Annotated in this window: 15 protein-coding genes; 8 read left to right on the forward strand and 7 right to left on the reverse strand. The window is 45.4% G+C overall.

What is annotated here, in order from left to right:
- Positions 1-623: 623 nt before the first annotated feature.
- From asnS to mtnK, 4 genes are all read right to left on the reverse strand, one after another.
- The gene (gene asnS / locus H0R92_RS12165; RefSeq protein WP_432965234.1) at positions 624-2,153 is read right to left on the reverse strand and encodes an asparagine--tRNA ligase; all 1,530 of its coding nucleotides are present in this window, start codon (positions 2,151-2,153) and stop codon (positions 624-626) included.
- 74 nt (positions 2,154-2,227) lie between these two features.
- Complete coding sequence (locus H0R92_RS12170; protein WP_432965237.1) at positions 2,228-2,869, reverse strand: class II aldolase/adducin family protein; 642 nt, start codon at positions 2,867-2,869, stop codon at positions 2,228-2,230.
- A 44-nt stretch (positions 2,870-2,913) separates the two neighbouring features.
- Positions 2,914-4,002, reverse strand: coding sequence for an S-methyl-5-thioribose-1-phosphate isomerase (locus H0R92_RS12175; protein ID WP_432965376.1), 1,089 nt, complete (start codon positions 4,000-4,002; stop codon positions 2,914-2,916).
- A 5-nt stretch (positions 4,003-4,007) separates the two neighbouring features.
- The gene (gene mtnK / locus H0R92_RS12180; RefSeq protein ID WP_432965240.1) at positions 4,008-5,222 is read right to left on the reverse strand and encodes an S-methyl-5-thioribose kinase; all 1,215 of its coding nucleotides are present in this window, start codon (positions 5,220-5,222) and stop codon (positions 4,008-4,010) included.
- 386 nt (positions 5,223-5,608) lie between these two features.
- Here mtnK and H0R92_RS12185 point away from each other — a divergent pair, with 386 nt between their 5' ends.
- The 5 genes from H0R92_RS12185 to H0R92_RS12205 all read left to right on the forward strand — a co-directional run bounded on the left by H0R92_RS12185 (position 5,609) and on the right by H0R92_RS12205 (position 9,415).
- Positions 5,609-6,172: a DUF3800 domain-containing protein gene (locus H0R92_RS12185; RefSeq protein WP_432965243.1), complete on the forward strand. Its 564-nt coding sequence runs from the start codon at positions 5,609-5,611 to the stop codon at positions 6,170-6,172.
- Between the two features lie 95 nt (positions 6,173-6,267).
- Complete coding sequence (locus H0R92_RS12190) at positions 6,268-7,626, forward strand: citrate/2-methylcitrate synthase (protein WP_432965246.1); 1,359 nt, start codon at positions 6,268-6,270, stop codon at positions 7,624-7,626.
- Positions 7,613-8,518 carry a pseudouridine synthase gene (locus H0R92_RS12195; RefSeq protein WP_432965249.1) on the forward strand — a complete coding sequence of 302 codons (906 nt, stop codon included), beginning with the start codon at positions 7,613-7,615 and terminating at the stop codon, positions 8,516-8,518. The genes H0R92_RS12190 and H0R92_RS12195 overlap by 14 nt, the downstream gene beginning before the upstream one ends.
- Positions 8,519-8,819: 301 nt before the next feature.
- On the forward strand, positions 8,820-9,041 hold the full coding sequence (locus H0R92_RS12200; RefSeq protein ID WP_432965252.1) for a DUF2281 domain-containing protein: 222 nt from the start codon (positions 8,820-8,822) through the stop codon (positions 9,039-9,041).
- On the forward strand, positions 9,041-9,415 hold the full coding sequence (locus H0R92_RS12205; protein ID WP_432965255.1) for a type II toxin-antitoxin system VapC family toxin: 375 nt from the start codon (positions 9,041-9,043) through the stop codon (positions 9,413-9,415). Before H0R92_RS12200 ends, H0R92_RS12205 begins: the two co-directional genes overlap by 1 nt.
- 28 nt (positions 9,416-9,443) lie before the next feature.
- Here the strand turns inward: H0R92_RS12205 and H0R92_RS12210 are convergent, their stop codons facing one another.
- Both H0R92_RS12210 and H0R92_RS12215 read right to left on the reverse strand, forming a co-directional pair.
- On the reverse strand, positions 9,444-9,965 hold the full coding sequence (locus H0R92_RS12210) for a nitroreductase family protein (protein WP_432965258.1): 522 nt from the start codon (positions 9,963-9,965) through the stop codon (positions 9,444-9,446).
- Between the two features lie 38 nt (positions 9,966-10,003).
- Positions 10,004-10,744 (reverse strand): PdaC/SigV domain-containing protein, encoded by a 741-nt coding sequence (locus H0R92_RS12215; RefSeq protein ID WP_432965261.1) that lies wholly within the window; start codon positions 10,742-10,744, stop codon positions 10,004-10,006.
- Positions 10,745-10,941: 197 nt separating this feature from the next.
- Here H0R92_RS12215 and H0R92_RS12220 point away from each other — a divergent pair, with 197 nt between their 5' ends.
- From H0R92_RS12220 to gltX, 3 genes are all read left to right on the forward strand, one after another.
- A complete protein-coding gene (locus H0R92_RS12220) occupies positions 10,942-11,646 on the forward strand; it encodes a helix-turn-helix domain-containing protein (RefSeq protein ID WP_432965264.1) in 705 nt (234 codons plus the stop codon).
- A 101-nt stretch (positions 11,647-11,747) separates the two neighbouring features.
- Positions 11,748-12,911: an alpha/beta hydrolase gene (locus H0R92_RS12225; RefSeq protein WP_432965267.1), complete on the forward strand. Its 1,164-nt coding sequence runs from the start codon at positions 11,748-11,750 to the stop codon at positions 12,909-12,911.
- Positions 12,912-13,055: 144 nt separating this feature from the next.
- Positions 13,056-14,657, forward strand: coding sequence for a glutamate--tRNA ligase (gene gltX, locus H0R92_RS12230; RefSeq protein ID WP_432965270.1), 1,602 nt, complete (start codon positions 13,056-13,058; stop codon positions 14,655-14,657).
- 67 nt (positions 14,658-14,724) lie between these two features.
- Here gltX and H0R92_RS12235 read toward each other — a convergent pair whose 3' ends face one another.
- Positions 14,725-15,639: an ABC transporter substrate-binding protein gene (locus H0R92_RS12235; protein WP_432965273.1), complete on the reverse strand. Its 915-nt coding sequence runs from the start codon at positions 15,637-15,639 to the stop codon at positions 14,725-14,727.
- Between the last annotated feature and the right edge of the window lie 57 nt (positions 15,640-15,696).

Consider the following 15,696-nt stretch of genomic DNA (forward strand, 5'->3'; position numbering starts at 1 on the left):
CTTTGTCAAGTACCCTGTGCCCTTTTTGTGCGGAAAAGATAAAAGAGGTAGTATCTGTCTTACCGTTCATAAGTCCTCGTAAAAAGTTAATATAACGCACAGCACAGATGTACGTAAGCGGAAAATATCTTAGATAAAACATCCCGCATCAGATGTTTTACATCATAAGTATTTCCCCTAGTATACTCCCGGCACGGATGCCGGTAAAAGCTGCAAATACCCGATGTTTTAGGCGGTGTACACACCGACTAAAACTCGAAGCATAAAATCGGACACGACGTCCGATTTTATGCCTGCACACGGACGTGCAGAAAAGCTTTAGGTAACAAGTTTTGCGAAGCAAAACTTAAGTTAAAAAGAAAACAGGATGTTTTCTTTTTAAACATTGTAACACAAAATTCCTAAAAAAACAAAGTTTCGGGGAAAGTTTTTTTAATTTGTTTTAAGGAAGGGAAGGAGCGCTAGGGGGCGCAGTGCCGCCGAAGGCGTACCGCCGTGCGCTTGGAGCTTGGGCTTTCGGCGGTATGGAGCGGATGCGGAAGCACGCAGCACCCGGCGGGGCGCTCGCCCCGCAGCGCCCTTAAAAAAAAGGAGTATAAAAAAGCCGGGTTCAAAAATCGATTTTAAAAATCGGCGGATTTGGGGGTTCGGGGGAAGGGGATAACGTCGCGCAGGTTTGCCATGCCGGTAACGTAGCGCAGGAGGCGTTCGAAGCCGAGGCCGAAGCCGGAATGGACGACGGTTCCGTATTTGCGTAAATCGAGGTACCACTGATAATCTTCGGGGTTTAAGTTCATTTCACGGATGCGCGTAAGGAGTTTGTCGTAGTTTTCTTCGCGCTGGGAGCCGCCGATTATTTCTCCGATACCGGGGACAAGGACGTCTACGGCGCGGACGGTTTTGCCGTCGTCGTTCAGTTTCATATAAAATGCTTTGATGTTTTTGGGGTAGTCGTAAACCATAACGGGTTTTTTATAGAGCTGTTCGGTTAAAAAGCGTTCGTGTTCGGTTTGTAAGTCGCAGCCCCAATAGGCTTTGAATTCGAAGCGTTCGTTGTTTTTTTCCAATTCTTCGACGGCTTGGGTGTAGCTTATGCGTTTGAAGTCGGAAGATGCAACCTGCGTGAGGGTGTCGATGAGGCCTTTTTGTATGCGTTCGTTAAAAAAGGCCATGTCGTCCGCGCATTTGGTGAGCGCCCAATTTAAAAGGTATTTGATAAAGTCTTCGGCCAAGTCCATATTGTCGTCGAGGTCGAAAAAGGCCATTTCCGGTTCTATCATCCAAAACTCGGCCAAGTGGCGCGGTGTGTTGGAGTTTTCGGCGCGGAAAGTGGGGCCGAAGGTGTAGACGCGCGAAAGGGCGGTTGCAAAGGTTTCGGCTTCCAATTGGCCGGATACGGTGAGGTTGGTGCTTTTGCCGAAAAAATCTTTTGTATAATCGACCAGGTCGGCGGCCTTATCGGCTCTCATGCCCTTTGCGCCGGCTTTTATACCGCGTTCGGCTATGGCTGCCAAGTCGAGGGTGGTTACTTGAAACATTTCGCCTGCGCCTTCGGTGTCGCTTGCGGTGATGATGGGGGTGTGAACGTAGTTAAAGCTGCGTTCCTGAAAAAAGGTATGCACTGCAAAAGCCATTTGGTTTCTCATGCGGGCGACCGCACCGAATGCGTTTGTGCGGGGGCGCAAATGCGCTATTTCGCGCAAAAACTCGAAGCTGTGTCCTTTTTTTTGTAAGGGGTAGGTTTCCGCGGGTGCTTCTCCGAGAACTTCAAGGCGTTCAAGGGCGACTTCCACCGCTTGTCCCGAAGCGGGCGAGGGGATGAGTTTTCCTTCGGCGTGAACGGAAGCGCCCGTGCTTATTTTTTTAAGTTCGTTTTCGATGTCCGTACCGTCTGCGGCGCTTTGTGTACCGCTTGCGGCGGAATTGTCGGCTGCGGCTGCACCGTCTGCGGCGCTTTGTCCGCTGCTCATGCCGCCTGCCGGAGCGGCTTCACGGTCGAAGGTGAGCTGTATCGAGGCAAAGCATGAGCCGTCATTTACCTGAATAAAGCAAAGGTTTTTGGAGTCGCGTTTGGTGCGCACCCAGCCGTATACGTGTACTGTCCGTCCGTCCGGTTCGGACACGAGGATGTCTTTGATTAATGTGATTTTCATATAACAGTCATAGCATTTTTTTCGATTTTTATCAAGGCGAGTATTCGGATTGTCCGCAGTGCCCGCTGAAAATCTTAATAGCCGCGCATTTCTTGGATTTCTTTAATTTGCTCCGGAGAAAGCTCATGGCTGCCGATTATACCTCGTGTAATAACGGTCATAACGGCCGAGCGTTCCAATAACTCGATACGGTCGAATGCGGTTAAAAGTTCCGTTCCCACGGCAATGGCTCCGTGGTTTTCCATCAATAGGGCGTTATGGTCTTTTATATGTTCTGCAACAATTTGTGCAAGATCCGTTGTGCCCATTAAGCGGTAGGGAACGTTTGCGACTTCTCCCAAGATGTAATAGGTTTCGGCATTAAGCTTTGTGTTGATTTGGCAGGGCATTGCGGTTGCAAAGGAACTTGCATACACCGGATGGGCGTGAATAACCGCGTTTATATCGGGGCGCTTTGATAAAACCGCACGATGCATTTCCGTTTCTATGCTAAGCTTTAAATGCGGCGTTAAATTGGTTCCGTCGAAGCGTACGATTGCAATTACGTCGGCGCTTAAGTTTCCCTTGTCGAGGCCGGAAGGGGTAATGCAAAATCGTTCGTCGTCTATGCGCAGGCTGATGTTGCCTCCGCTTATGGTTGTAAGATTGCGGTCATACATCCTTTTCATGTAGCGTGCAACAAGTGTTCTTTCTTCAAAATAGTCCTTTTTTTCCATTTTTATGACTCCCATAAAAAATCAATTATTTTTATAAACCGGTATCAATGCCGGCCGGCTTTAAAGTAATCCGCTAAGCGCTGCGGTTCATACACACCCAAATCGGTAATAACGCCCGTGCAAAGCTCCGGAGGTGTAATATCGAATGCGGGATAATAGCCTTTCACTCCCTCCATTGTGATCTTTTTACCCCAAAGCGTCAATACCGCCTCTCCGTCGCGCTCTTCAATATGCACGGTTGAAAGGTCGGCGTGTTTGGGGTCGGGGGTGCCGGTAACGTAATAGGGTATGCCGTAATAGTGAGCGGCAAGGGCCATTTGAAAGGTGCCGACCTTGTTGATAATATGGCCGTCAATTGTGATAACGTCGGATGCGGAGGTAAACATATCCACCTGTTTGGTTTTCATCGTAAAGGCGCACATATTATCGCTTATAACGGTAACGGGCACTCCCATATCGCAGGCGACGCTTGCCGTAAGGCGGGAGCCCTGAAAATAGGGGCGGGTTTCGGCGCATATAACCTTAACGTTTTTGCCGGCTTTTATGCATTCGCGCAGCATAGTGCCGACAATCGTGTCGCCGAAGCACTGGGTCATAATTGTGCCGTTTTGCGGTATAAGGGCGGCCGTGTGTTTTCCGATAACCGTGTATTTTTTATAATTGTTGTTTACATAGTTAAAAGCGTAGTCGAAGGCGGCTTGAACGATTTCGTCTGCGGAAGCTTTTCCGGCAAGGTTTTTTATAATGTCAAGCGAACCGTTTACAATGCCCTTCATTTGCTCAACCGTTGTCGGCCGCGCATGGGAAAGTTCATAGGCGGCTTTTTCGCAGTATGCGATTATATCTACACCCTTGGTGCTTGCACCGGATGCGCTTGCACCGTCACTGCGTTTTGCATGGACGGCTTGATAAGCGGCCAGGGCCATACCCATTGCGGCGGCAAGGTAGGGGCCTGCGCTTTGGGTTACCATATCTTTTATGGCTTGAGCGACTTCGCGGTAATCGGTGCAGGTTACGAATTCGGTTTGCGCGGGGTACACCCGTCTGTCCAAAATGCGTACCGCTGCGTTTTCGTACCAGGCGATGTTTTCGTATCTGAGTAAAAAGGCCAAGCCTTCATCCGAGCGTTGTATATCGTTCATTCGGCTACCTCTTTTTGTGCTTTTTTAAAAAGATTGACGATGTTTTTACCCGAAAGGTTTTTGTGCCGATTCATAATAAGGTGTTCGCCGGTAAGGATTAAAGCGCGTTCCATTCGGATTTTTACCGCACCGTCTTTTACCGAAGAGAGTTCTTTAACCTTTGTGTCGCCGACTACCCGCCGTATTATTTCCGTTCCCGCAAAACCGAGGGAGTCGGCTTTTACGCGGGCGAGGTAAGACTTTTTAAAGCCGTCCGTATACAGGGGAAAGCTGACGCACTCGTCGTATTTTTTTGCGAGTTTTGCTTCGGTTAAGTCAACGATGTCGGCGATACATTGTTCGGCCCATTGTATAAAGGCTTTGTTTTTGCTTTCGCAAAAGCTTTTATGTGCAAGGGCAAAAAACATATTGCCTATAACGTTTCCGATATCGTAACCCATAGGGCCGTAAAAGGCGAATTCCGGGTCGATTATCTTGATGCCTTTTTCGTTTATAAAGATTGAACCTGTATGCAAGTCGCCGTGTATAAGAGCTTGCGCCTCGTTCATAAAAGAGTTACGGAGTATTCCCGCTTGGGCTTTTAGAGCTTCGTTTTTATACAAGTGAGTTTCTACAAAGTCTTTGTTGCCCCTTGTAATAATATTGCGTTTTTTATAATCGTAATAAGGCTCGGTTAATACCAAATCTTCGGTTATATCGCAAAGCTCGATATTCGTAAACAGCTTAACCCGCTCTTTTTTTTCGGCACGGGCAATAACCAAATCGGTGGTCGGAATAAGGGTTGCCGCCAAAAAGTCGGAGATGTTTTCGGTAAAATGCGAAAAGGTATGCCCTTCAAGCATCTGTGTTCTGAGGTTTTTATATGCGGAAATATCTTCCATAACGAGGGCGCACAGGGCATCGTCGTACAAATAAACCTTCGGCACCATAGAGGGGGCAAGGCTGCCTTCTATACGCAAAATTTCGGCTTCTATTTTGCTGCGGTGTAAATCGAGAGGGCGGCCCGAAGAGCGAAGGAGTTTATCCGCCTGTTTGATAACGAGGGATTTACCCGTTTTTTCGTCGATTACCTTGAATACGTAATTGATATTGCCGTCGCCGATTTCGCTGCATACAAGATCTGCATTTGAATCGAAAAAGCCCTTGTGTATAACGTAGTTTTTTACGTCGTCCGTATTCATTAAAAAGTGTTTTGAATAATCTTTACTCATTTTTACAATCCCTCGATTTTGAAAACAACTGCGGGGAAACACAGGTTTTGCCTTTGCTCATATGCATGCAACAGTATTTATTATACAATGCGCACTTACAGCTGTCAAAGGTGTATTGTGAGAATAGTAAAAAGGATTAATTTAAAAACCTTGACTTTTGTGTAAAATATGATATATTTATGTTAAGAGTCAAGAGTGCTGCCTTTATGCGGTGCGTCGAGGTTTCTCGCTTGGCTCTCTTTTTTTTTCGGAGTGGTTTTATGTATCTTCTTTATGCAGATGATTCAGGAAATGCCTCTAATCCGGATACAAAATACAGTGTTCTCGCCGGTTTTGCTGCGTATTAGGATCAGCCTTTTTGGATTGAAAAAGCGGTTGATGAGATTATGTTTAAACATATCGGTAGAACGGATTTGGAACTTCATGCAAGCCCTATGAGAAGCGGCCGCGGCGTATGGAGAGGTATCCCGAAAGGAAAGCGAAACGCGATTTTAAAAGATTGCCTTGAACACATAAGAAAAAATTATCCTTGGCAATGTATCTTATTCGGTGCCGTTATTGATAATAAAACCGATGATGTCGACGAAATGTTGTTTACACAGATAACAAGCCGCTTTGATAAATTCCTCAAGCGGAAATTCTTAAAGTACAATGAGGCTGTAAGAGGTTTCGCTGTTTTTGACAAATCAAAATTGGAAAATCAATATCAAAGTTGGTCAAGACTCTATCAATCATTAGGGAACATGTGGAAAGAAAAATTGAATAATTTCGCTGAAGTTCCGCTTTTTTTGGATTTACGAATCTCACGTTCAATTCAACTTGCGGATTTAATAGCCTTTTCGTTATTCAGATATTTTGAACATAAAGATGATACATATTATTCAATAATAAAAGATTGTTTTGACAAAGATAAAAATCAACAATACGGCTTGTATGTATTACAGTCTTAATAAATACACCCTTTTATAAACCGTATCTGTTTCGCAAGGTGTATTGTGAGATTTGCCGCTTTCCTGTATACTCTTTTTTCGGAGAGGATACATAAATGAGTGAATATTCCGAACAGGTATTGTTTGAAAAGCTTGCCGCCCTGTCGGCGCGCAACAGCCCCATCGATCAGGATTTATATTCCCGGTACGATGTCAAGCGCGGCCTGCGGTATGCGGACGGACGCGGCGTTCTTGTCGGACTTACGCGCGTGGGCGATGTTGTCGGCTACGAGATGATTGACGGCGTAAAAACCGCCATTCCCGGAAAATTGATTTACCGCGGCTACGATATTAAAGACGTGGTGGAAGACGCCGAACGCTGCGATGAGTTTGCTTTTGAACAAACGATTTATCTTTTGCTTTTCGGAGAATTGCCGTCGCGCAAAGATTTGGACGATTTCCGTATCCTCTTGGGCTCGAAGCGGCAGCTTCCTGCAACCTTTGCCGAAGATATGATTATGAAAGCTCCTTCCGGCGACATTATGAACAAGCTTGCCCGCTGCGTGCTTGCCTCCTATTCCTATGACGAAAACCCCGAAGACCGAAGCGCATCGAATAATTTGCGCCAGTGCATTGAATTGATTGCCCGTTTTTCAACCTTTGCCGCCTACGCCTATGAAGCAAAGCGCCATTACCACGACGGTAAAAGTATGTATATTCACAATCCCAAGCCGGAACTTTCAACCTCCGAAAATCTTTTGCGCCTTATCCGCCCGGCTAAAAGCTATTCAAGGTTGGAAGCGGAAATCCTCGATTTGTCGCTGATTTTGCACGCCGAGCACGGAGGCGGTAACAACTCGACTTTAAGTATCCACGTCGTTTCGTCGGCAGATACCGACACCTATTCGGCTGTTGCGGCGGCGGTCGGTTCTTTAAAGGGAAGACGGCACGGCGGTGCAAACGCTCAGGTTATGGATATGATGGACAAGGTAAAAAAGCACGTAAAGGACTGGTCGTCGGAAAAAGAGGTTACCGCCTATCTAAAAAAAATTATCAAAAAAGAAGCGGGCGACCGCACGGGCCTTATCTACGGTATGGGGCACGCCGTTTATACCGTCTCCGACCCGCGCGCCGTTTTGTTAAGCAAAAAGGCCGAAGAACTTGCGCGCGAAAAAAATCGTCTTGAAGAATACGGCTTGTACCGTTTGGTCGAAAAACTTGCGCCCGCGGTTTTTGCCGAAGAAAAAGAAGCCGACAAACAAATCTGCGCAAACGTCGATTTTTATTCGGGCTTTGTCTATTCCATGCTGAATATACCGCGCGAACTGTTTACGCCGATATTTGCCGTCAGCCGTATTGCGGGCTGGGCCGCTCACCGTATAGAGGAAGTTGTTTCAGGCGGCCGCATATACCGCCCCGCTTACAAAAACGTACTGCCCGAACGCACCTATATACCGATTCATGAACGCGGATAAAGACCTGCAAAAAAATAAAACATCGAGGGCATCCGGTGCACCGGGTGTATCGGAAAACCTCGCTTCCGGTACGATTCGCCTCGATAAACTCCTTGCCCGCCAAGGCTTCGGTACGAGAAGCGGCGTAAAAAAGCTGGTTAGGGCGGGGCGGGTAGAGGTAAACGGGACGCCCTGTATTGCCGCCGATATGCATATAAGACCGGTCACCGACACGGTTTGTGTTGACGGAAAAAAAATCGAGCTTAAAAGCAATCTCTACCTTATGATAAACAAACCGAAAAATACGGTTTGTTCGGCAAAGGATCCCGTCTATACAACCGTTTTCGATTTACTGGACAAGGACTTGTGTAGGCGATTTTTTGGCGGCGATTTACATGTTGCGGGGCGTTTGGATGCCGATACCGAAGGCTTTGTTTTGTGTACCACCGACGGCGAACTTACCCACCGCATTATTTCTCCGAAAAAACATATCGCAAAAACCTATTTTGTTTGCCTTAAAAATATGCCCGAAGAGCCCCGCGATAAGGCGTTTTATGTGAACCTCTTTAAAGACGGCATGGATATTCCCGCCGAAGGAGCGGAAAAAGCCTTCCGTGCCTCAAGCTCAATTCTTGAATGGCTCGGCGAAAAACAAAGCGTCCGCTTTTTTGCCGATGAAAAACAGGCAGCCGAATATAAGGGCTGTGCCGCCTGTACCCTTACCGTTTTTGAAGGAAAGTACCACCAGGTAAAAAGGATGTTCCGCGCCGCCGGGAACGAGGTTGTCTTTTTAAAGCGCATTGCAATAGGTTCTCTTATGCTTGATTTTTCGTTAAAGAGCGGCGGCTTCCGTGAACTTTCCGGCGAGGAAATTGCACGTTTGGAATCTGCCGAAAAGCCGATTGTGTTTTAGGCGGCTGCATAAAAAAATCCCCCCTTCGGAAAAATTCCGAAGGGGGGCAAAAGGAGAGGAGGATGCGGAAAACACCGCAGAGGAGCTTATGCTTATCCGTTTTCTGCGGGATCTTTACCGCTTATTGCTGTTTGTTTAGCTCATGCAATACTGTAAGATAAACTCCTGCCGATACAAAAGGTTACAAGATAAAAATACAAAAATTTGGAACCCTGTAAGTCGCTTTTGAAAAAACGTTTTAGGTATCGTAGAAATAATACGGAATTTATGGTATTATTGAAATTATATAGGAGAATATTTTATGTTATACGGTACTCTTGAAAAGAAATTAAAGTCGCTTCCCCAAGCAGCACTTGAAGAAGTATCTTCTTATGTAGATTATATTTTCTTTAAATTTTCCGCATCGGAAAAAAATACTGCAACAAAGGGGCAAAAAAAAGGTTTCGGTTGTTTGAAAGATATTCCTTGCAAGATGTCGCCTGAATTTGACAAACCTCTTGAAGACTTTGCGGAGTATATGTGATGTATTTATTGGATACTCATGCGATAATTTGGTATGTAACCGGCAGTAATGAACTTTCTTTAACAGCGCGAAAGCTGATGGAAACAAAACGATGTTTTTTCAGTTATATTTCGTTATGGGAGATTGCGATAAAACAAACAAAAGGAACGCTTGATTTCAAAATCGATATTCCAAAACTGCGGACTGTTTTAGAAAATGAAGAATTTATTTATCTTTTCCCGACAGAATATGATGCAGAAAGAATAAAAAAGTTACCGGATATTCATAAAGACCCGTTTGACAGACTGCTCATTGCACAAGCCAAGGAAAACGACTTGACGATAATAACAAGGGATGAAAATATTCCATTTTATCAAGTAAAGACTATTTGGTAAGAGAAATAAAATCTAATACCTTTTCGCCTCACCTGTATTTTTCCAAATAAACCCGTTCTTCAAAGGCTTTGCGTTCGCGCTGTTTCCCTTCTTCCGCCGGCACTCCTACGGGAAGAATCGTGCGCACCGTCAAATGCGAAGGAACGTCCAATATTTCCGCCAAACGGCGGGAATTGTTCCCGCTTCCGGTATATCCGTCCAGCCACAAAGAGGCGTAGCCGAGGGCGGTTGCCGCTAAAAGAATGTTTTCCACGGCGGCTCCGTAATCTTCTATTTCAAAAGATCTGCCCTCGAATACTTCAACCTTTTCGGTTAATACGGCAATAATAAGCGGGGCGGTTTTTACGCAGGGCTTATCGATAACGCCGGCAATTTTTTTCAGCAAGTCCTTGTCGGTTACCGCGATAAACGAGGTTGTTTGTCCGTTACGGCCCGAAGGAGCGCGTATACCCGCATCAAGAATTTTACGCATATCTTGTTTGCTTACGGTTTTATCCGTATATTCCCCGCGGAAACTGTACCGTTTTTCAATCGCTTCAAAAAAATCCATAGTTTTCTCCAGCCCTGCTTTGTCTGCAAGATTCCATTTTATTGTAAATCTTTTATATTGATTGATGCGGACAAAATACCTGCGGAACCCGGCGCTGCTTGGTATTTGTCGAACCATACGGTGATATTATTGCCGGACACCGTTATATTTTTGAAATTTTCGGCAAGGGGTTCCGTTCCGCCCGTAATAAATTTGGATACGGAAGCATCTTTTGCTTTATTTAATTTGTTTTCCAAAATATCGCGCGTATTGCGTGAAAGCGTTTCAAGCCATTCCTGCTGACTGTATTTTAAACCGAAGTAAGCCGGTAAATCCGCAGTCATAATGCGCTTATTTTTTGCAGGAAGCCAGTTTATAACATCGATTGAATTTATACCGTTTGCTCCCCCGATAAATTCGTATGTTTCGATTTTAATGCTGATGATTGAATCGGTAAGGTCGGCGGCTTCCCAATTTATAAAAAAAGAGTGAGAACCGTTTGCACTTGTTTTAAAATTTGCAGCAGATTCGCGGTCAAAATCGGCAAACCGTTTATCGTGAATATCGCGTACAACTGCACTTAATTTAGGATAATCGGGAAATCTCGGAAGTTCCGCCGAATACTCGTAGCGTTCGGTTTGCTTTTTTTCGCGCAATACATCTATTCTGAGTACCCCGTCTTGTTTTTGTGCTTCCGCCTTGTCCGTTTTTGCGGGTGTGCTTATACAAGCGGAAAATAAAAATATACAGCACAGCATAAGTGCCGAAACAATCATAATAAAGTGTTGTGTTTTTTTCATAAACATCTCCTATAAGATATCGGTGAGGTACGGCACAAAGCCGGCTTTATCACTTTTAATATAATAACATAAGCGGCGTTTTTTTTCTATAGACTGTATATATCTTTTTGATTTATAATTTGAATGTTTAAGATATTAAGCGTATGCAGTATTTTTTCGATCACATATTTTTTAAAGCCTTTTATCCTTCGCCGAGTATGCACAAACATTTTGCAAAACATATGATTTTTGCGCTCGACGGGTTTTTACACTGCAAAATAAACGGCGATGAATGCATGTGCCGGGGGATTGTGATTCAATCGAATTGTATGCACACGGTTTTATCCGATAAAACCCCGATACTTGTGTATTTATTCGATGAAACCTGTAAGCGTGCAGAATGTTTGAACGAATTGTATCTTAAAGGCGCCGACTATGCGGTACTTTCGGATACCCTGTGCGGCAAGGTGTGTGCGGTATTGGATGAAAAAGCAAACGGGGCGCAAGCCGATGAAAAGTGCGGAATGCAGCCCGGTACGGACGAAAAAATTTTAAAAATATGCGGTCTTGAAAGAGAAGGTGTGCTTGAATACGATAAAAGAATCCGCCGAGTGCTGGACATAATCGATACAAGCGAAACTTTGGAAGCGGGAATTATGAGTGCTTTGTGTAAAGAAGCTTTTTTATCCGAAAGCGGACTTTCACATTTATTCCGCAAACAGGTCGGTATTTCAATCGCTTCATATCTTGTGTTTGCAAAGCTGTCGAAAACCTACCGCTATGTGCTTGCGGGCGAAAGCGTAACCGATGCGGCAGTCCGTGCGGGTTTTTCGAGCGCTTCGCATTTTGCCGCCGTAAACAAAAAACTGTTCGGTTTAAGCATTACCGAACTCGACCCCGTAAACAAAGCTCGCCCCTTTTAACCGTGCTTTAAAAACCTGAAACTAAAAATCCCGAAAGAGTGCAGAAAAATGAAAGCCGTTTTATGTGCTTCGGCGTATACTGACTATAACGGAGGTTCGTTATGCAATTCAATTTTAAAACAGGCATATACAAGCTGAATAATCAAGCCAATTTCGATTTTCAATTAAACCGTCTTATTATGTGGGACGGGGGCGACTTGGACGAAGTGCGCGGCATATCGCATAAAATAAAGGACAGCGAAAGCTGGAAACGCGAACTTATCGCCTTGGGCGATAAGGCTTTGGCGGAAAAACGTGTCAAAAACGCGATTGCCTATTACCGTATGAGCGAGTTTTTTATGTACGACGGGGATCCCGATAAAAAAAAGTATTATAAAAAAGCCTGCGATTTGTTTTACGACTTTTATCAAGCTTATTTTAAAAGCGGCGAAGTACGGCGTTTTGAAGTTCCGTACGAAAACGTAAAACTGCCGGTTATGTATACGCCAGCAAAGAGGAAATGCAAAGACTGCATTGTGCTTCACGGAGGCAACGACAGTTATTTTGAAGAGCTTTTTATACCTATGCTGTATTTTGCCTCCAAGGGATTCGATGTCTATCTTTTTGAAGGGCCGGGGCAGGGCGGCGTTGTACGCCTTCAAAACAAGCATTTTACCCATGAATGGGAAAAGCCCGTTGCGGCGGTTTTGGATTATTTTAACTTAAGCGATGTTACGATTATCGGGGCTTCTTTGGGCGGTATGCTTTCTCCCCGGGCCGCCGCCTTTGAAAAGCGCATAAAGCGAGTTATTGCGTGGAGCGTGTTTCCTTCTTTTGTGGAGATTCTTCTCGGCAGTCTGCCTTCCGCCCGCCGCCGTATGTTACGGTTGTGCCTGCGCTTAAAACTGAAAGGCTTGTTGAATGCCGCCCTTAAAAAGGCCGCCCAAAAAGACGAATTGACGCGCTGGGGTCTTTCTCACGGTATGTACGCATACGAGGCAAAAACACCGTATGAATACGTAAAAAAAATGGAGCGCTATCAAATGCTTGATGTCGGACACAATATAACGCAGGATATCCTGATTGCAGGGGCAAGCCGCGACCACTTTATCGATTATACCCTTGTCGGAAAAGAAATTGCCGCACTTAAAAACGTGCGTTCCCTTACTTTCCGTCTGTTTACCGAAGCCGAAAACGCATCGAATCACTGTAATTGCGGCAATACGCGCCTTGTTCTCGATTACTTTATGCAGTGGATAGAAGGAATAAAGGCCGATAGAACATAAAAGCGGCACAGCGCTAAAGTCCGTGTCCGGTAACAAATCCGGCTTGTTGTTGTGTGTACATTTGTCTTTTTCTTTTATGACTGTCGCGACGGGAAACAGGTAAAAGCTTGCAAAAGCAGCCGAAAATCGATACAATGGTTGATTATGGAAGTACGAGTTCGTTATGCCCCGTCGCCGACGGGAATGCAGCACATAGGCGGGGTAAGAACCGCTTTATTCAATTATTTGTTTGCCCGCTCCAAGGGCGGAAAATTTATCCTGCGGCTGGAAGACACCGACCGCACCCGCTACGGTGAAGAGTTTGTACAAAACCTCTACGATACCCTCGATTGGTTAAATATCTGTTGGGACGAAGGCGGAGCCAAGGGCGGAGAATACGGGCCCTACGTACAGTCCGAGCGCTTTGATTTATATAAAAAATACGCAGAAGAATTGGTGCAAAAGGGCGAAGCTTACTATTGCTTTTGTGATGAAGAGCGCTTAAACCGTATCCGCGCAATTCAAACAAAAAACAAAATGCCCCCCGGCTACGACCGCAACTGCCGCCACCTTACACCCGAAGAAGTGCAGGCGAATTTAAATGAAAAAAAAACCTACGTTATCCGCTTAAAAGTTCCCCTTGAAGGCGTTACTCGCTTTCACGATGCGCTTTTAGGCGATATCGAATGGAAAAACGAAGATATCAGCCCCGACCCCGTCCTTTTAAAAACCGACGGCTTCCCCACCTATCACTTGGCCAACATCGTGGACGACCATTTTATGAAAATCACCCACGTTATGCGCGCACAGGAATGGATACCTTCAACGCCCCTTCACGTGCAAATGTACCGCGCATTCGGCTGGCAACACCCGGAGTTTTGCCACCTTCCGATGGTAAACGGTGCGGACGGGCAAAAGCTTTCAAAGCGGCACGGGGCAACCAGCGTAAACGAATTCCGCGCCCGCGGCTACATCCCGGAAGCGCTGGTCAACTATGTCGCCATGCTCGGCTGTTCTTATGAAGAAGGTCGCGATATTTTCCCCCTTGCGGACTTGGAAAAACTCTTTCAAATGAGCCGGTTAAACAAGGCGGGCGCCGTTTTCGATTATAAAAAACTCGAATGGTTTAACGGCCAGTATATGAGAATGATGAGCGATGAAGAATTATTCGGCCGCGTGCTTCCCTTTATTACGGGAACCGGCGATGCGGCAATCCCCATTCAATCTTCCGAAGAATTTCCTGCCCCCAAGGTCGGAAGCGAGTATTCCGGTCTTGTTTTAAAAGAGGACGGAAGCCTTGCGGTTTCGCAAAAAGAACTGGATGCGGGAGCGGATAATTTAAGCGATGCGGCTATCCGCACAAAGCTCATGGATTTAATGCCGCTTATAAAAGAGAGGCTGCACTTTTTAACGGATGCTGCCGAGATGGCGGGCTTTTTGTTTAAAAACATCATGCCGCCGAGCGCCGAACAACTCGTACCTAAAAGGCTCGATGCCGCCAAAACAAAAGAAGTGCTTGCAGAAGCGTTAAACTTTATTCAAGCGCTGGATAAAGGCGTTAAAGACGGTTCTTTGGATCATGAAGCTCAGGAAAACCTTGCAAAAGCTTGTGCGGAAAAACTCGGCGTAAAACTCGGCGATTTTATGATGCCCATACGCATGGCGGTAACCGGCTCCAAGGTTTCCCCGCCCCTTATGGGCTCCATATTGATTTTGGGCGCTGAAAAAGCCGCCGAGCGTGTACAGCGCGCGCTGGATGTGCTGTAAATAAAAAACCGGAGGTGTAGGATAAAGTTCATACATAACTCCGGTTGTTTTATTTTAGTTTTTCTTTTTACAGATCCGATTTTGTTATAATCGAAACACCGGTATCAAAATATGCGGGTGAAACTTTTTCTCCCGCTAATACTTTTGCAGCACTTTTGATGCCTTCATATCCCATTTTATAGGGATTTTGAGCCATGATACATAAAAGCGCTCCGCTTTTTACCAAAGATTTATTCATATCGGAAGCGTCAGATCCGCAGCCTATAACGTTTTTATCGGTGGCTTCTTTTACTGCGTTTCCGACCCCGACTGTAGAACCTTCATTAGCTCCGTATACTGCAACACAGCCTTCCGTAATAAAGTTTGCAGCCATATCTTTTGCGACGGAAGCGTCGCCTTGACAATATTGGGTTTCGAGCAATGTAAATTTTGTCTTTTTAAATGCATCGCGGAAACCGAATTCACGCTGATTACATGATTCGGTAGCCGCATTTACGCCGATAATTCCTATTTTGCCTTTTGTAATACCCTTTGATGTTAATTCTTTGATAAGTGTTTCTCCTACTTGGAATCCTCCTGCGCGGTTATCGGTTGCGAGTAATTGTTCTCCGGGAAAGTCAGCAGCGGAATCTACATACACTATTTTGACACCGGCGGCGGCCGCTTCTTTTAATGCGGATGTAACGGCATCGGGACCGTTTGCTGCAAGAAGAATACAATCGGCACCTGCGGAAAGGGCGTTATTTACACATTCAATTTGCTTTGCATCATCTTTTGTATCAGGTGCAAGCCATTTATATTGGATATTTCCTAATTCCTTTACAGCATCTTTGGCTCCCTTATCCACTTGCACCCAGTGCTGATCCATTTGATCCATCGTTATAAGAAAAACTTTTTTCTTTCCCGAATCTTTGGATCCGTTGGCGAATAATGTTACACATGCAGTTAAAACTGCAAGCACAGCAAGTACGTTCTTTTTCATAAAACACTCCTTTTGCGTTTCCGCTTTTTTAGTAAACTGTTCAATTATATGACAGCT

The sequence above is a fragment of the Treponema sp. OMZ 840 genome, assembly GCF_050937815.1.
Taxonomy (GTDB): domain Bacteria; phylum Spirochaetota; class Spirochaetia; order Treponematales; family Treponemataceae; genus Treponema_C.

What these genes read in the sequence shown, in the direction of transcription:
- asnS (WP_432965234.1), bottom strand. Translation starts at nt 2,153, where the DNA reads ATGAAAATCACATTAATCAAAGACATCCTCGTGTCCGAACCGGACGGA.
- H0R92_RS12170 (WP_432965237.1), bottom strand. Translation starts at nt 2,869, where the DNA reads ATGGAAAAAAAGGACTATTTTGAAGAAAGAACACTTGTTGCACGCTAC.
- mtnK (WP_432965240.1), bottom strand. Translation starts at nt 5,222, where the DNA reads ATGAGTAAAGATTATTCAAAACACTTTTTAATGAATACGGACGACGTA.
- H0R92_RS12185 (WP_432965243.1), top strand. Translation starts at nt 5,609, where the DNA reads ATGTTTAAACATATCGGTAGAACGGATTTGGAACTTCATGCAAGCCCT.
- H0R92_RS12190 (WP_432965246.1), top strand. Translation starts at nt 6,268, where the DNA reads ATGAGTGAATATTCCGAACAGGTATTGTTTGAAAAGCTTGCCGCCCTG.
- H0R92_RS12195 (WP_432965249.1), top strand. Translation starts at nt 7,613, where the DNA reads ATGAACGCGGATAAAGACCTGCAAAAAAATAAAACATCGAGGGCATCC.
- H0R92_RS12200 (WP_432965252.1), top strand. Translation starts at nt 8,820, where the DNA reads ATGTTATACGGTACTCTTGAAAAGAAATTAAAGTCGCTTCCCCAAGCA.
- H0R92_RS12205 (WP_432965255.1), top strand. Translation starts at nt 9,041, where the DNA reads ATGTATTTATTGGATACTCATGCGATAATTTGGTATGTAACCGGCAGT.
- H0R92_RS12210 (WP_432965258.1), bottom strand. Translation starts at nt 9,965, where the DNA reads ATGGATTTTTTTGAAGCGATTGAAAAACGGTACAGTTTCCGCGGGGAA.
- H0R92_RS12215 (WP_432965261.1), bottom strand. Translation starts at nt 10,744, where the DNA reads ATGAAAAAAACACAACACTTTATTATGATTGTTTCGGCACTTATGCTG.
- H0R92_RS12220 (WP_432965264.1), top strand. Translation starts at nt 10,942, where the DNA reads ATGCACAAACATTTTGCAAAACATATGATTTTTGCGCTCGACGGGTTT.
- H0R92_RS12225 (WP_432965267.1), top strand. Translation starts at nt 11,748, where the DNA reads ATGCAATTCAATTTTAAAACAGGCATATACAAGCTGAATAATCAAGCC.
- gltX (WP_432965270.1), top strand. Translation starts at nt 13,056, where the DNA reads ATGGAAGTACGAGTTCGTTATGCCCCGTCGCCGACGGGAATGCAGCAC.
- H0R92_RS12235 (WP_432965273.1), bottom strand. Translation starts at nt 15,639, where the DNA reads ATGAAAAAGAACGTACTTGCTGTGCTTGCAGTTTTAACTGCATGTGTA.